Source organism: Terriglobales bacterium, assembly GCA_035651995.1.
GTDB lineage: Bacteria > Acidobacteriota > Terriglobia > Terriglobales > Acidobacteriaceae > DASRER01.
The window spans coordinates 227,439-242,781 of sequence record DASRER010000020.1; the positions used below are offsets into that span (position 1 = coordinate 227,439).

Sequence of the window (15,343 nt, forward strand, 5' to 3'; positions counted from 1 at the left end):
AGCTCAACCCAAGTTTCTTACCCTCGTGACGTCATCCCGAAGCGCGCGTTCTTGCGCGCCAGGGACCTGAGGCAGCGCCGGCACGGCCAACGGCGGTCGCGCAAACGGCAGTGGCCCGCACCACCGCTTGCCGCGTTGCAATCCGCCGCTCAGCTCCCTTGCTGCGCTCGGGATGGCAATTTCAAAACAAACCGGCAACTGACAACTACTTCAACCCCTTCTCAAAGTGCTCCTGGATCTTGGTAAACAAATTCGTGCGCGCGGTCGAGCCGGCGATGCCGTGCGTCTTGCGCGGGTAGAGCATCAGGTCGAACTGCTTGCCGGCGTTGATGAGCTCATTGGTCATCTGGATGGTGTTCTGGGTGTGCACGTTGTCGTCGCTGGTGCCGTGCACGATCAGCACGCGGCCGCTGAGCTGGCCGGCAGAATGGATGGGCGAACCTTTCTTGTAGCCCTGCGCGTTGTCTTTCGGCAGGCCCATGTAACGCTCGGTGTAGATGGAATCGTAGTTGCGCCAGTCGGTGACCGGCGCCACCGAGACGCCCGCCTTGAAGCGGTCCGAGTGCGTCATCATCATCAGCGTCAAGTAACCGCCGTAGCTCCATCCCCAGAGGCCCAGGCGGTCGCGGTCGAGCTGCGGAAATTTTTCCAGCGCCTGGTCCAGCGCGGTGAGCTGGTCTTTCACTTCCACCTCGCCGAAGTTGTGGCGCAGGGCGGCGGCGAACGCCTGCCCGCGCCCGGCCATGCCGCGATTGTCCACCTGCAGGATGGCAAAGCCGCGCCGCGCCATGAGCTGGTGGAACAGGAACGTGCTCCCGCCCCACTGGTCGCGCACCGTCTGCGCGCCCGGGCCGCCGTAGGGCGCCAGGATGAGAGGAACCTTGGCGGCGCCGGCCGCTGCGCCCTCGGGCAGCAGCAGGGAGCCGTGCAGCACCGTGCCGTCGTCAGCCTTGAAGTCCACAAAGTGCGGCGGCGTGAGGCGGAATTCGTCAACCGCGCGCGATTGCCAGAACACCGAGCAGGCGCCGGTTTCTCGGGTGCTGCACAGCGAGAGCCGAGGCGGGTCCATCACGGCCGAGTAGTTGTCCACGTAATACCCGGCGCCGTTGTCGGGGAAGGTGGCGGCATGCGTCCCATGCTCGCGTGAGATGCGTACCGCGTCGCCGCCGCTCAGCTTCACGGCCCAGAGCTGGCGTTGGCGCGCGTCGCCCTGGTTTGACGTGAAGTACACCAATCCGCCGGTATTTTCGCCGCCTTTCTGGAATCCATCCACGCTGAAGACTTCAAAGTCTCCCCCCGTGAGCGGCATTTCCAGCTTGGCTTCGGCGGAGAGGGGATCGGCGTCGCTGTAGCTGTACCGATAAATGTGCGTGTATCCCGAGCGCCAGCTCAGCCACAGGAATTGTCCCGGCAGCACGAAATGCGGTTCTTCCACATTCACCCAGTTCTTGCTCGTGTCGCTGAGCACCTTGCGCACGGCGCCGCTCGAGGCATCGGCGAAGTACAGGTCGATCCGGTCCTGCGCGCGGTTGAGCACCATGATGTAGAGCAGCCCGGGCCGCACCCAGCCGAAGCGCGGGATGTAGTAGTCGGCCGGCGATTCGTCATCGCCGCTGCGCTGCGGCACGTTGATCCAGCGCGTTTTGCCGCCGCCCGCGCCGACCACGCCCACCCGCACCGCAGGATTGGAATCGCCCGGCTGCGGATAGCGCTGCTTGTCCACCGTCGCATGCGTCGGGATGAAATCCGTAATCGGATACTGCGGCACCTTGCTCTCGTCCATCTGCAGATACGCGATCTGCTTCCCGTCCGGCGACCAGAAGTAGTTCGAGCGCACGTCGAGCTCTTCGGCATACACCCAGTCCACTTCGCCGTTCAGCAGCGAGTCGTCTTCTTCGCCGGCTTTTTCGTCGCCGCGGTCGCGCGCGGTCAGCGACTTCTCCGGCTCGCCTCCCTTCAGCGACCGCACGTACAGGTTGTGCGCGCGCACGTAGGCCACATGTTTGCCGTCAGGCGAAAACTTGGGATCGCTGGCCGGATCGTTGTTCGTCGTGACCTGCACCGCCGTGCCGGTGTCGAGCGAATACAGCCAGAGCTGGCCGTTCGAGTCGAACAGGATGTGCTTTGAGTCGGGCGCCCAGAAGTAACCCGCCACCGAGTAGCGCGAGCGCCGCTCGCGTTCACGCTCGTCTTTCAGCGAGGAAGCCGGTGGCGCCAGCGTGGCCAGCTTCTCCTGCGCCACCAGCACCGCCGGCTTGCCGCTGGCCACGTCCACGTAGTAGAGCTGCCCGCGCACGCCGGCGTCGTCGCGCAGCACGTAGGAAACCTTGGTTCCGTCGGGACTCCACTTGATCGTCTCCGGCGCCCGCCCCGTCAGCCCGCCCTCGGCGAAGATGGCGGGAATCGTCAGCTCGCGCGGACCCGCCGCCGGTGGCGCCGGGGCGGTTTGGGCCGGGGCCTGGCCGCCCGCCAGCGCGGCAATGATGGCAATAATAAGGAGAGTGGAAAAGCGGGCTGAACGCTTCAAGCTGGACTCCTCCGAGATGAGCACGAAACAGAAGAGTGTACAAGAACCTCTGCGTACTCCGCGTCCCCGGCGTTGCAGCTTTTCGGCCTGTGATAGATTCATCTCCAGAGATGCCCGCTGCGATGAACTCCCCTGCGCCCGAATGCCCTCTCTGCTCCGGCACGGGGTGGAAGCCGGTCGCCGACGCCGCCGCGCCGGGCGAAAGAGCCAGGCCGCGCCGCGTCACTCGCTGCGACTGCGTGCTTCGCGGACGCGCCGAACGCCTGCTCGCCCGGGCGCGCATCCCGGCGCGCTACGAGCACTGCGAGCTGGGCAACTTCGACGTCGCCTTTCCCGGCGCGCACGCGTCGCTCGCCAGGGCGCGCCTCACCGCCGAAGGCTTCGTGGAGAAGTATCCCGTCGAATCGAGCGGCCTCCTGCTGGTGGGCAGCGTGGGCGTGGGGAAAACGCATCTCGCGGTCGCCGTCATGCGCGAGCTCATGGTGAGCAAGGGCATCGCCTGCCTGTTCTGGGACTACCGCGAGCTGCTCAAAGAGATCCAGAACTCTTATGACCCCTCGGTTCAGACCACCGAACTCGGCGTCCTGCGCCCGGTGTTCGAGGCCGAGGTGCTGGTGCTCGACGAACTCGGCGCCGTTCGTCCCACCGAGTGGGTGTGGGACACGGTCAGCCTCATCCTGAACACGCGCTACAACGACAAGCGCACCACCATCATCACCACCAATTTTCCCGACGAACCCGAGGCCCCCGTGGGCCGCCTCTCTTCCGCCCGTGAGCAGGCGCAGCGCGCCGCGCGCAAAGAGACGCTGGGCGACCGCATCGGCGAGCGAATGCGCTCCCGCTTGCACGAGATGTGCCGCAAAGTCGAGATGGCCGGGAACGACTTCCGCCAGCGCGTCTCCAGCGCCAGCTTCCGCTAGCGCCCCTCGCCGCGGTTGCCCGGGAATCGAATTCCTCAATCACTGACGTAACTTGACCGATTGCTTTTCCGCGATATCGTGAGATGACTCGTCCTGCATGACCTACATCGACCACGACCGCGCGGCCGCGCCTGATCCGCTCAAGCGCGGTGTACGCATCGCCGTTCTGCTGGCGCTGCTCGGCGCGGCGATATATCTGTCGCTGCCCGCGCATTTCAGCGGCCAGCCCTTTCCCGATCTGGCCGCCAATCTCGACCCGCTGGCTGCCGAGTTCAACCGCAACGCGGGCAAGGTCCGCGTGGTGCTCATCACCGATCCGACTTGAGGCACCTGCCTCCTCGGAGTTTCCGAGGTGCAGCGCAAGGTTTTTGACCGCCTGCCCGGCGATCGCGTGAGCGTGACCGCCATCTGGGTGCCGGTGAACCGCGAGCAGAGCTGGGACGAGCTGCAAACCAACGCGCATCGCGAGCAGCCGCGCTGGCTGACCGACCCGCGCGCCGTCAACTTTACCGACTCGACGCGCCGCGCCGCCATGGCGTGGGCGCCGGTGCTCGACATCAAGCCGCTCTACGGCGTGCAGCTTCCGGCCTGGGACGTCTACCTGGTCTTCGGCCCCGACGCGCGCTGGGGCCCGCCCGGCGCTCCGCCGCCCGCGCCCGCCTTCTGGATGCACCAGCTCTCCACCGGCGCGCCCGCCAACAGCATCCGGCTCAACCCCGACCAGCTCCGCGCGCGCATCGAAGCGATGCTGCCGAAATAGAGCAAGAGCGTTTCACACAAACGACACAACGACACAAGAAGGCTCGTGGCCGAAGCCCTTGGTGTGGCCTTCGTGTCCTGCGTGTGAAACGGTCTTGATCTCTGTTCATCCGCGCAAAACCCGCGGTGAGTCTTCGGCCTACAATAAAACCATGCTCTCCACCCGCCTCGAGTTCGCGCCCGAGCGCGATGCCGGGATCTTTCGCTCGCTGCCCGCGGCGCCCGCCGTCTTTCTGCTGCGCGGCAAGGGCGAAGCTGGCGGCGAACCCTACGTGAGCAAGACGGCGAACCTGCGCCGACGCCTGGCGCGTCTGCTCGGCGCCGGCGAAGAGCGCACGCGGAAGCTCAACCTGCGCGACCGCGTCTCGACGATCGACTACCAGACGACCGGTTCGGATTTCGAATCAGGATTCGTTCTCTACCAGGTCCTGCGCCGCGAATTCCCGCGCAGCTATCGCGACCGCCTGCGGCTGCGTCCCGCGCCGCTGGTGAAGCTGAACCTGGAGAACCCGTACCCGCGCGCGCACGTCACGCGGCGCATCGGTCGCATGGCTTCGCGCTCCCGCTATTACGGCCCGTTCGCCTCGCGCGCGGCGGCGGAGAAGTTCCTCAACGATTCGCTCGACCTGTTCAGGCACCGCCGCTGCGCCGACGACCTGAACCCCGACCCCGCTTTCCCCGGCTGCATTTATTCGGAAATGAAGATGTGCCTGGCGCCCTGCTTCAAGGGCTGCACCGACGAGGAGTACGCGCGCGAAACCGAGCGCGTGCGGCAGTTTCTGGAGAGCGGCGGCGAGTCGCTGCGCCGCGAGCTCTCCGCCGAGCGCGACCGCGCCTCCGCCGCGCTCCAGTTCGAGCAGGCGGCCGCGGTGCATGCGCGCATCGAAAAAGCCGCGTCGGCGATGGCATTGCGACCGGACGTGGCCCGGCCGCTCGATCGTCTGCACGGCCTGATGGTGCAGCCTTCGGCCGCGCCCGATGCGGTTTCCCTGTTCCGCATCGACGGCGGATTCATCTCCGGGCCCATCGTGTTTTCCGTAGGCGCAACCACCGAAGCAGCAATCAATCCGCGGGGAGACGCTGCTGGCAACATCTCCCCTCCTCAGGCCGAAGCCGCCCAGAAGCCTTCGTCATCCATCGCGAAGCCCAAACCTTCTCAGCCAAAATCAATGGAGTCGCGCGTGGCCGATGCGCTCGCCGCCGCTCCAGCCGGCGCGCCTTCATCAGCGCTGGAGCTCATGGAACACCTCGCCATCCTGCGCCGCTGGTACTTCCGCACCTCGAAGACGGGCGAGCTGTTTCTTGCCGAGCCGAACGGCGAGCTGCCCATGCGCCGCATCGTGCGCGGCGTTTCGCGCGTCTTCCGCGGCGAAAAGCCCGCGCCCGACCTGAACGAATCGGCGCGCGACTATTGGATCAACCGCGGCAAGGAAGCCGAGATACGTGGCAGCGAGTAGTGCACGCAAATGGAAAACGCATTCACCGCAGGGCCGCCGGGGACGCGGAGACGTCTTTGGGCTCGGCGATCTCTGCCAGCGCTGCGGTCAATGCCCTAGGCCATGGCGTTTCATGATCGCCGCTTCCTGAACACCACCTGCACGCCCTCGCGCCAGCGCTCGTCCACCGCGATCAGCACGACTTCCACCTCGGGCGCGAAGTAGCGCAGCAGGGCGTCCGTCGCCGGATGCACGCGCAGCGCCGGCGCGACCAAGTAAAGGAGCGGAGGCTCGGCCGACAGCTCCACGCCGGGGAAGTATCCGAAGCGCTGGAACTCGCCGCGCTCCTGGTGCCAGCGGACGCGCGCCCAGTAATCGAGCCCTTGCAGCGGCAGCTGCAAATCTTCATCCGCCTTCAGCTCGATGACCACCAGCCGCCCGCGCCGGTTGATGGTGAGCACGTCGATCATGGCGCGGTCCGCCGCCGAAAACGCCGGCACCTGGGAATAGACGTGCTCGGAGTCCAGGTCGCCGTCGAGCGCGCGCACGTTGCGCAGCACCATGGCCTCGAGCCAGCGTTCGGGCAGCGCGCGCCACAGCGGATGCGAGCGGTCGGCGTGCGGCTGGCGCGCCTCGATCACGCGCGCCGCCAGTCCGGCGAACCGCGGCGCATTTTCATCGGTCAGGGGCATCTCCCCCGCGCCCAGGCCGAAGACGACCTGCTGCTCCAGCGCGAAGCCGCGCTCACCCGGCGCCAGGCGCGCGCGCCCAAACTCCAGCCCGTTGCAGCTGAACCCGATCTCCGAAGACGAGAGCACCGTCGTCTCCGCTTGCGGCGCCAGCGCCAGCACGCGCGCCACCGCTTCGGCCAGCCGCTCGCGAAGCCCCGCCTCGTTGGGACGCTGCACCAGCCGCGTGGCGATGTTGCCGCGGTCGCCGGTTTCGATTGCGTCGAGCGTGCCTTCACGCTGGTCGTGTTCGTAAAGCTCGAAGGCCGCGGCGCTCCGGTCCAGGTGCGCCATGCGCTCGCGGACAAGCTCGGTGCGCCCCACCGGCAGCAGCAGCTTCACGCCGCCCACGTGCCCGCGCGCCGCAAATTGCTCGCGCGAGCGATCGAGCCACAGCAGCGCGGTGGTCAGCGACGCGTCCACCGTGGCCTGCGTCTCACCGGCGTTCACGCCGACGGCGGCGAACGCCGCTGTGCCATGCCGCACGACCGCCCGCACGTAAGCCGGACCGAAAGAACGTTCCAGGTCCATTGCCGAGCTCAGGCGCTCGATGGCGTGTCCGGGGAAGCGCTGCTCCAGCGCCCGGCGGAAGCGCTGCTGATAGGCGCGCCGCGCCGCGCGCCGCGCCCGCGGATCGCCGCGTTCGCGACGCAGGCAAATTTCCATGCGCGACGGCTTCGCCTGCCCGAAGCGCTGCGCGGAAATCCGCAGCACGCCGTTCTTCTGCTCAGCGCTGACGACGCGGCGCACCACATTGTGCTCGGCCGACCACAGGTGCAGCAGGCAGCGTCCGCGATCGCGCGTCACCGAGTAGCGCGCCGAGGCGAGATCGAACAGCGGCAGCCCGTCCTCCAGCACCACGGCTTCGCGCGAGGCGCCGAGGAAATCTTCCAGCAGGCGCGGGAGCTGCTCCGCCGACATTTCTGGCGCCGCTTTGGCCAAAACGCGCGGATTATAAGCAAGACGCACCCGGCGAGGGTGCGACAGGAAGCGTCAGCACGACTCTTGCCGCCGGGCAGCCCCCTGCCCATCACCGTGGTAACGGGCGGCTGCGTCCCCGGCGCCCGCAACTTCATCCAATCGGTTAGCATGAACTGTCCGGCCCCTATGACCCAGTCTGAAAAGACCCGCTTCTTCTTCGAACGCTACGGCCTCACGCCCGCGGACCTGGAGCGCTACCTGGGCGCGGCGCTCTCGGCCGGCGGCGAGTACGCCGACCTGTACTTCGAGCACCTGACCTCGACCGGGCTCACCATTGACGAAAGCATGGTGAAGTCGGCCACGCAGGGGATTTCCGCCGGATGCGGCGTGCGCGTGATCGCCGGCGAGCGCACCGGATACGCCTACACCGACGACCTCGCCCCCGAGAAGATCATTCACGCCGCCCGCACCGCCGCGCTCATCGCCAGCGGCCCGGCCAGGTCGCCGGTGGTTTCCGTCAACGAGCGCCGGCACGCCAGCCTGTATCCCGCCGCGGTTTCGCCGGCCGACGCCGGCATTCAACCCAAATTGGAAATTGTCCAGCGCGCCGACCGCGCCGCGCGCGCCTATGACCCGCGCATCGTGCAGGTGCGCGCCAGCTACGCTGACGAAGTGCGCCGCATTCTTGTCATCGGCTCGGACGGGACCTTCGCCGAAGACATACAGCCGCTGGCCCGCGTGAGCGTCTTCTGCATCGCCAACGACGGTGAGAATTCTTCCCGCGGCACCGCCGGCGGCGGCGGCCGCGTGCTGCTCGATTACTTCAATACCGAAAAAACGCCGGAGCACTTTGCCCACGAAGCCGCGCGGCAGGCCATCATCCAGCTCGACGCGCGACAGGCGCCGGCAGGCGAAATGGAAGTCGTGCTCGGCCCCGGTTGGCCGGGCATCCTGCTGCACGAAGCCATCGGGCACGGCCTGGAGGCCGACTTCAACCGCAAGAAGACGTCCGCCTTCGCCGGCCTGCTCGGCAAGCGCGTCGCTTCTGAAAAGTGCACCGTGGTGGACAACGGCACGCTGCCCTCGCGCCGCGGGTCCATCAACGTGGATGACGAAGGCTCGCCCACGCAGAACACCGTGCTCATCGAAAAGGGAATCCTGAAGGGCTACCTGAGCGACAAGCTGTCGTCCAGGCTCATGTCCATGCCCGACACCGGCAACGGGCGCCGCGAGAGCTACGAGCACATCCCCATGCCGCGCATGACCAACACCTACATGCTCGCCGGCCAGGACTCGCCCGAGGACATCATCAGGTCGGTCAAGTACGGCGTCTACGCGGTGAACTTCGGCGGCGGCCAGGTGGACATCACCAGCGGCAAGTTCGTCTTCTCCGCGTCCGAGGCCTACCTGATCGAAGACGGCGTGGTCACCAGCCCGCTGAAAAACGCGAGCCTGATCGGCAACGGCCCTGACGTGCTCACCCGCGTTTCCATGGTCGGCAACGACCTGGCGCTCGACGAAGGCGTCGGCACCTGCGGCAAAGACGGCCAGTCGGTCCCGGTCGGCGTCGGGATTCCCACGCTGAAGGTGGACCGGATCACGGTGGGCGGAACGGGAAGTTAACGCAGTAGAATGGGTATATGACGGAAGCGCTCAAGAAGGTCTTCGACGAGATCACCAAACTGCCGCCAGAGGAACAGGACGAGATTGCATCCGTACTCGCGCAAGAGCTTGCTTCTGAGCGAAAGTGGGATGATCTGTTCGCGAAATCGCAGGGTTCGCTCGCCAAACTCGCCGACGACGCGTGGGCGGAGCATCAACGCGGCGAAACGATTCCCTTGGATAAGTTCTTGAAAGCAGAAGATTAGTCGTTTGTTTCAGCTTAAGCACAGGGCCCCCTGTTGACAGCTTTTTCGAGACTGCTGTAACAGCCAGGTATGGCTCTGGACTCACACGTAACAAACGCGTTCAAGACGCAATTCCAGCAATTGCCCAAGCCCGTCCGCCAGTTGGCGAGGAAGGCATTTCGGGTATGGGCTGCCAATCCATCCAGCAGCGGATTGCGTTTCAAGAGAGTTTACTCGCGGTTGCCGGTTTTCTCCGTGCGAATTGGCCAGAATTGGCGGGCACTTGCGATTGTTAAGGACAACACAGCTGTATGGTTTTGGATCGGATCACATGCCGAGTACGACAAGGTCCTCAAGACGATTTGAGCGAGAAAATGGCATCTGCAAGGGCGCTAAACCTAAGGAGACCTCAATTCCTGCCCGTCCTGCGTCCTCTCTAGTGTGAAGTTGATCTGTATGACTACTGATCTCCAACAACTTGCCGCCTCCACCGTCGCCCGCGCCATGCGCTCCGGCGCCACGGCCGCCGAGGCCATGATTCACGAGGGCAACGAGTTCTCCACCGTCGTTCGCATGAACGAAGTCGAGACGCTGAAGGAAGCCGGCTCGCGCGCCATGGGCGTGCGCGTCTTCTTCGGACAGCGCGTGGGCTCCACCTACAGCACCGATTTTTCGCCCCAAGGACTCGAGCAGATGCTCGAGGGCGCGCTCGCTCTGGCGCGCGTCACCTCGGAAGACCCGCACGCCGGCCTGCCCGCCGCCGAAGAACTCGGCATGCTCTCGGCCGACCTCGACCTCTACCACGAAGATGTCTATTCGCTGCCCACAGCGGACCGGATTGAGTACGCCCGCCGTGCGGAAAAGGCCGCATTCAGCGCCGACCCACGGATCACGAACTCCGAGGGCGCCGGCTTCGACGCCTCTTCGGGACGTACGGTCCTGGCCAATTCGCTCGGCTTCGTCGGAGAGTATCAGCGAACGTACTGCTCGGTGATGGCCGCACCGGTTGCCGCCGGCGCCGACGGCGCCATGCAGCGCGACTACTGGTGGTCGCCCGCGCGCTCGCTGGCGAGGCTCGATACGCCCGAACACGTCGGCCGCATCGCCGCCGAGCGCACCGTGCGCCGCCTGGGCGCCCGCAAAGTGAAGACCGCGCGCGTGCCCGTCATCTTCGATCCCCTTACCGCCCGCGCGCTGCTCGAGCACGTCTTCGAAGCGGTAAACGGCGACGCCATCTACCGCCACGCGTCGTTCCTCACCGGCAAGCTCGGCGAAAAAATTGCCGGCGGCAACGTCACCGTCATTGACGATGGCACAATGCGCGGCGGTTTCGGCTCCTCGCCCTTCGACAGCGAAGGCGTCCCCTCGCGCCGGACCGTGGTCATCGAGCGTGGCGTGCTCAAGTCCTATTTGCTGAACTCCTACACCGCCCGCAAACTGGGGCTGAAAACGACCGGCAACGCCTCCCGCGGCATCACCGGCAATCCCGGCATCGGCGCCGGCAACTTCTACCTGGAGCCCGGCACGCGCGCCGCGCGCGACATCATCGCCGGCGTCAAAGACGGCCTCTACGTCACCGACTTCCTCGGCTTCGGTGTGAACCTGGTGACCGGCGACTTCTCCCGCGGCGCTTCCGGCCTGTGGATCTCCGGCGGCGAGCTGGCCTACCCGGTGGAAGAGATCACCGTGGCCGGCAACCTCAAGGACATGCTCAACTCCATCGCCGAGATCGGCAGCGACCTGGAGTTTCGCGGCTCAATCGCGTCGCCCACGATTCGCATCGAAGGTCTGACGGTTGCAGGCGAGTAACAAACTTCTCTGCCGCGGATCAACGCGGACTTTCGCCCGATCAGTTGGATCTCCTAAAGAAGACATCGGTTCAGTTTTCATCCGCGTTCATCCGCGGTGAAGAAGTTCTCTCTTGAGGCAAACTTCATGAGTGGCCCGCCATCCCACTTTTTCGAGGTGGAGCATGGCCCGGCATCCCGACCCGAGATTTGAACCGCGCGGTTCGAAGCTGAAGAGCATGGCGCCGTGGCCGCTGATCGCCATCGTCGTGGCGGCGCTGCTGCTCATCGTCGTGCTCTACCAGGCGCCGCGCTCGCCGAAGAAGGCCGAAGGGCCCGCCGCCGGGCAGGTCCCCGACCAGCCCAACGCCGGTGAACTCCAGATGAGCGAGGTGAAAATCACGCCCTCGCCCGCCGACGGCGGCGCCGTGGTCGTCTCCGGACGCCTCACCAACACCGGCCAGCGGCCGGTCGGCGGCGTGATGATCGACGCCATCTTCAACGACGCCCAGGGCAATGACGTCTTCCGCGACACGCAGCCCGCCAGCGCCGTCACGGCGCAGCGCGGAGCCGGCGCAAGGCCGGTTGACATGCAGTCGCGGCCTATCGCGCCCGGCCAGGCGCAGGATTTCCGCGTGCAATTCGCCGGCGTGCCCGAGACGTGGGACAGGCAGGCGCCGGAAATGCGCATCGTGCACGTCACGCTGCTCGACGGCGGACCCGGCAGCGGGGCGCTCTCGCAAGGCGCCGGCGGCAAATCGCCGCAGACCCCGGCAAGCGACGTGAACGCCAATTCCAGCGGCAAGCCATCTCCGGGCAAACTGGCGCCTTCCAGGAAAAAGCGCTAGTCACGGAGAGATGGAGGCACGGAGTCGCGGAGAAAGACCAAGTCATTTCGAAACGATGACCGCGCGATCCCGACCGATGCAGTCTTGCGTGAGCGAAAATACCCGCCGAAAGGCTGAATGCGGGCTGCCGACTGCTGCTCTTGCTAGTCCATCCCTGAGATCATCACCGGCGCCTGCCGCGGTCCCACCCGCAGGTACTTGTGCGGGTTGACCGGGACGTCGTTGATGCGCACTTCGTAGTGCAGGTGCGGGCCGGTGCTGCGTCCGCTCAGGCCGACATAGCCCAGCGTGTCGCCGCGGCGCACCTGCTGCCCGGGGATGACGGCGAATCCGGCCAGGTGGCCGAAGCGCGTCGAGATGCCGTGCGCGTGCTGCACCATCACCACGCGGCCGTAGCCCGACATCTGGTCGGCGAAGGTCACCAAGCCGTCGGCCGGCGCCAGCACGGCGTGGCCGTAGGTGGTGGAGATATCGATGCCGCTGTGGAACGCCCCTTCACCGTTGAACGGGTCCACGCGCTCGCCGAACGAGCCGGTCACGGTGCCTTCAACCGGCCAAAGGGTGGGGGAGGAAGCCAGGTGCAGCCAATCTGCCGTGGTGGCGTTGCGCTGCGGCCCGAAGGAAATGCCCAGGGTCGCGGCGCCGGTCATGGCGGTAGTGCGCAGCGCGTAGAAGCGGTCGAATGAGGCGGTGTACTGCGGGTCGTCTTCGTCGGAAGTCTTGGCCAGGATCGGCTCCGACTTCAGCCCGTAGAGCGCCGATACCTCGTCGGCCAGCGAGCTGAGCGAGGCCGCCTGAAGTTCTTTCTCTTTGGCGACTGCCTCTAGTTTTGTGTACCGCTTGCTGAGCGCCTCTTTCTCCGAGCGCAGCTGGTTGAAGCGCGACACCTTCATCAGCATGCGGGTGTAGGAGCCGGCCATCCCGGTCAGCGAAAACAGCCCGAACAGCGCCCCCGCCACAAAAACGTACATGTAATGCATGGGAATGGGGATCTTGCGCAGTTCCCCTTCACCATCGCGGGCTACGAAAAGGATGTAGTAGCGTTTTCGCAAGCGCTCGTTTACGTCGAATTCCCAGATTTTGCCGACCCTTGGTCACAAACGGCAGTCGCGGATGCCGCGGCGATGCAATCCTAGAACTGCCCATGGACGGCGGTTACCGTCCCAATTCGGGCCCGGCCAGAGAGACTTTCGTGAACGACCCGAAAAGCTATCAGTGCAGGTAAGACGCTGTCAACCTTTCCGTAGGATGCCATTCGGGTTAATACCACCGGCGGGCGGAGGTTGATATCAGTGTTAATCCCTACGCGCCGGCACACCTGCCACCGAGGCCCAGCGACGCTGAGGAGTTCGAATTGCCTTTTTTCGCTTCCCATTGGATTTCTCTGTGCCTCTGTGTCTCGGTGGCAGGTGGTAACGTACTGGGCGTGCCGCTCCCCGAACACCAGCTCATCGCCCGCATCCGCCGCGCCGCCGGCAAGTCGCGCGCGGTAATCGCGGGCGTCGGCGACGACGCCGCCATCCTGCGCCCGCCCGCCGGACACGAGCTGCTCGTCACCACCGACCTATCGCTCGAGGGCGTGCACTTTCGCCGCGAATGGCATCCGCCCGAGTCGGTGGGACACCGCGTGCTCGCCCGCGGCCTGAGCGACATCGCCGCCATGGGCGGCGAGCCGATCGCCGCCTTCCTCTCGCTGGCCGTACCGGCTGAAACGCCGCAGAAATGGATGGACGGCTTTCTTGCCGGCTTCACGCGTCTCGCCCGCCGCTTCCGCGTGCCGCTGGCCGGCGGCGATACCGGCGAAAACCCCGAAGGCATCGTCGCCGACATCGTGGTCGTGGGCAGCGTCCCGCGCGGAAAGGCCCTGCTGCGCTCCGGCGCGCGCGCGGGAGATGGGATCTACGTGACCGGCGAGTTGGGACGCGCCGCCGCCGTGCTGCACCGGCTCGAAGGTGGAGGGTTCGTCGTAAAAGCCGACGGGCGAGGGCGCCCGTCGCTACCTCGTGCGAAAGACCTTGCCCCCCACTTCTTCCCCGAACCGCGCCTCCAGACCGGGCGCCGGCTGCGCGGCCTCGCGTCTTCCGCAATCGATGTGAGCGACGGCCTCTCCACCGACCTGGCGCACATTTGCGAAGAGAGCGGTGTGGCCGCCGTGATCCACGAGCACAGCATCCCGCGCGGCGTCAGCTTTACCGGCAGCTCGCTGCACTTTGCCCTGCACGGCGGCGAGGACTATGAACTGCTGTTCACCGCGCCGCCACGGGCACGCGTTCCGGCGCGGCTGGGCGGCGTCCGCGTGACGCGCATCGGCCAAGTCTTGCCGCCCGGACGAGCCAAGTCCCCCCTCCTCTACCTCGCCGACAGCCACGGCCAGCGCAAGCCGCTCGTGCCGGCAGGCTGGCAGCACTTCGGAAAGTAGTCGCCCGCGCCGTCACAACTCTCGTGGCGCGGACGCCCTCGTCCGCGCGCAATTCCCAAAACGGGGAAAACTTTTCAAATATTTCCGTTTGCTGATTGACGCCAACGACGCCATCTTCAACTCGCTGCGCCTCTGGATCGACGCCAACCACAACGGCGTCTCCGAGCCGGAGGAGTTGTTCACGCTGCCCTCGCAGGGCGCATCTTGGACGGTGTGTCTCGTCCACGGCTGAACCTTTCTCGTCATTGGTATCGCTATATGACTACGCGGAGGTAAAATTTTGGTTTGGCATCGTCGGTGGATGCCTGGGGCCGAAAAACAATTCTAGTGAAAGCGTTGCTCCCGCAAACACTTGCACAGCTGTGCCTCCGCATCTTCCTGTTCCATGATGTCGAGAGAATTTGGACCCATGAAGTCCGACTCGCGTGAGCTCAACGCCGACGAGAGATCCTTGGCAGAAGCCAACAATGCCGTACTGATCATCCGCCTGTTCCTTCTCGGAGTCTGTGCGGTGTTCCTCGGCGTCCCACTCTTGTACGTCTCGGGAGTAGTTTCGAAGCGTACGGGAGTCATTCTGCTTGGCGCCGGCATTCTATTAGCGTCGCTTTTGGTGGCATTCGGTCTAGCAACGAAACGACTTGCTTTCTATTATGTATCGCGAAAGTCGTTCCATATTCTCGGCGGCACACGCAAGTGATCCAGACCTTGCCGGGTGCCGGGTGTCCCATCCTTTGCGGAGTGTTTTGCCGCGGACCAAAGGTGCGGGCGCACTCTTGTCAACTCCCCGCCGCGTTGGATTTCAGCCCAACTCGCTCCAAACACTCGCAATAAAAACTTCCCCCGCCTTCCCATTCACCCTTTCCAATTTGCTAATGTAGAACTAGGGGGTCATGCTGAGGCTGCGCTGTTTGCGGCCGAAGTGTCTACCAGCTCCGCCGCAAACTTTGCGATGCTGATTGTGCTTTGAAGGGGCACGGCTTCAGCCGTGCCATTCGCCTGCTTGCTTGAAGTCGCGGCGCGGGAGGGCGCAGCGCGACTAAGCCGCGCAATCAGAACACTAAAACTGAAAACAAACAGCTTAAGACCTCGGTCCTAACCCACGGCCCTGCATCAACTTGCCCGAAACCCGCTCCGCAACTGACTGAAATCAT

At 65.4% G+C, this 15,343-nt stretch carries 14 protein-coding genes; 11 read left to right on the forward strand and 3 right to left on the reverse strand.

Translation table 11 applies throughout. From position 1 onward, the window contains the following. Window positions 1–205: 205 nt before the first annotated feature. Window positions 206–2,527, reverse strand: coding sequence for a DPP IV N-terminal domain-containing protein (locus VFA60_06910; GenBank protein ID HZQ91504.1), 2,322 nt, complete (start codon window positions 2,525–2,527; stop codon window positions 206–208). Between the two features lie 110 nt (window positions 2,528–2,637). Between VFA60_06910 and VFA60_06915 the strand changes: the two genes are divergently transcribed. The 4 genes from VFA60_06915 (at window position 2,638) to VFA60_06930 (ending at window position 5,663) form a co-directional block, all read left to right on the forward strand. After that, window positions 2,638–3,447: an ATP-binding protein gene (locus VFA60_06915; GenBank protein ID HZQ91505.1), complete on the forward strand. Its 810-nt coding sequence runs from the start codon at window positions 2,638–2,640 to the stop codon at window positions 3,445–3,447. Between the two features lie 97 nt (window positions 3,448–3,544). Further along, on the forward strand, window positions 3,545–3,772 hold the full coding sequence (locus VFA60_06920) for a hypothetical protein (protein ID HZQ91506.1): 228 nt from the start codon (window positions 3,545–3,547) through the stop codon (window positions 3,770–3,772). Between the two features lie 27 nt (window positions 3,773–3,799). Continuing rightward, the gene (locus VFA60_06925) at window positions 3,800–4,207 is read left to right on the forward strand and encodes a hypothetical protein (GenBank protein HZQ91507.1); all 408 of its coding nucleotides are present in this window, start codon (window positions 3,800–3,802) and stop codon (window positions 4,205–4,207) included. A gap of 151 nt (window positions 4,208–4,358) precedes the next feature. Continuing rightward, window positions 4,359–5,663, forward strand: a complete 1,305-nt coding sequence (locus tag VFA60_06930; protein HZQ91508.1) for a hypothetical protein — start codon at window positions 4,359–4,361, stop codon at window positions 5,661–5,663. A gap of 110 nt (window positions 5,664–5,773) precedes the next feature. Here the strand turns inward: VFA60_06930 and VFA60_06935 are convergent, their stop codons facing one another. Further along, on the reverse strand, window positions 5,774–7,291 hold the full coding sequence (locus tag VFA60_06935) for a hypothetical protein (protein HZQ91509.1): 1,518 nt from the start codon (window positions 7,289–7,291) through the stop codon (window positions 5,774–5,776). 186 nt (window positions 7,292–7,477) lie between these two features. On the opposite strand from VFA60_06935, the gene tldD reads away from it, so the two are divergent. The 4 genes from tldD (at window position 7,478) to VFA60_06955 (ending at window position 11,773) form a co-directional block, all read left to right on the forward strand. Further along, the gene (tldD, locus tag VFA60_06940; GenBank protein HZQ91510.1) at window positions 7,478–8,914 is read left to right on the forward strand and encodes a metalloprotease TldD; all 1,437 of its coding nucleotides are present in this window, start codon (window positions 7,478–7,480) and stop codon (window positions 8,912–8,914) included. Window positions 8,915–8,931: 17 nt separating this feature from the next. Next, complete coding sequence (locus VFA60_06945; protein HZQ91511.1) at window positions 8,932–9,159, forward strand: hypothetical protein; 228 nt, start codon at window positions 8,932–8,934, stop codon at window positions 9,157–9,159. 435 nt (window positions 9,160–9,594) lie between these two features. Then, entirely contained in the window at window positions 9,595–10,947 is a 1,353-nt protein-coding gene (locus VFA60_06950; protein HZQ91512.1) for a TldD/PmbA family protein, read from the forward strand. 163 nt (window positions 10,948–11,110) lie between these two features. Next, the gene (locus VFA60_06955) at window positions 11,111–11,773 is read left to right on the forward strand and encodes a DUF3426 domain-containing protein (protein HZQ91513.1); all 663 of its coding nucleotides are present in this window, start codon (window positions 11,111–11,113) and stop codon (window positions 11,771–11,773) included. A 143-nt stretch (window positions 11,774–11,916) separates the two neighbouring features. Here the strand turns inward: VFA60_06955 and VFA60_06960 are convergent, their stop codons facing one another. After that, complete coding sequence (locus VFA60_06960; protein ID HZQ91514.1) at window positions 11,917–12,825, reverse strand: M23 family metallopeptidase; 909 nt, start codon at window positions 12,823–12,825, stop codon at window positions 11,917–11,919. A 374-nt stretch (window positions 12,826–13,199) separates the two neighbouring features. Between VFA60_06960 and thiL the strand changes: the two genes are divergently transcribed. The 3 genes from thiL to VFA60_06975 all read left to right on the forward strand — a co-directional run bounded on the left by thiL (window position 13,200) and on the right by VFA60_06975 (window position 14,889). Further along, window positions 13,200–14,192 carry a thiamine-phosphate kinase gene (gene thiL / locus VFA60_06965; protein ID HZQ91515.1) on the forward strand — a complete coding sequence of 331 codons (993 nt, stop codon included), beginning with the start codon at window positions 13,200–13,202 and terminating at the stop codon, window positions 14,190–14,192. A gap of 88 nt (window positions 14,193–14,280) precedes the next feature. Continuing rightward, window positions 14,281–14,424 (forward strand): hypothetical protein, encoded by a 144-nt coding sequence (locus tag VFA60_06970; protein ID HZQ91516.1) that lies wholly within the window; start codon window positions 14,281–14,283, stop codon window positions 14,422–14,424. 177 nt (window positions 14,425–14,601) lie between these two features. Then, window positions 14,602–14,889, forward strand: coding sequence for a hypothetical protein (locus VFA60_06975; protein HZQ91517.1), 288 nt, complete (start codon window positions 14,602–14,604; stop codon window positions 14,887–14,889). The last annotated feature ends 454 nt before the right edge of the window (window positions 14,890–15,343 follow it).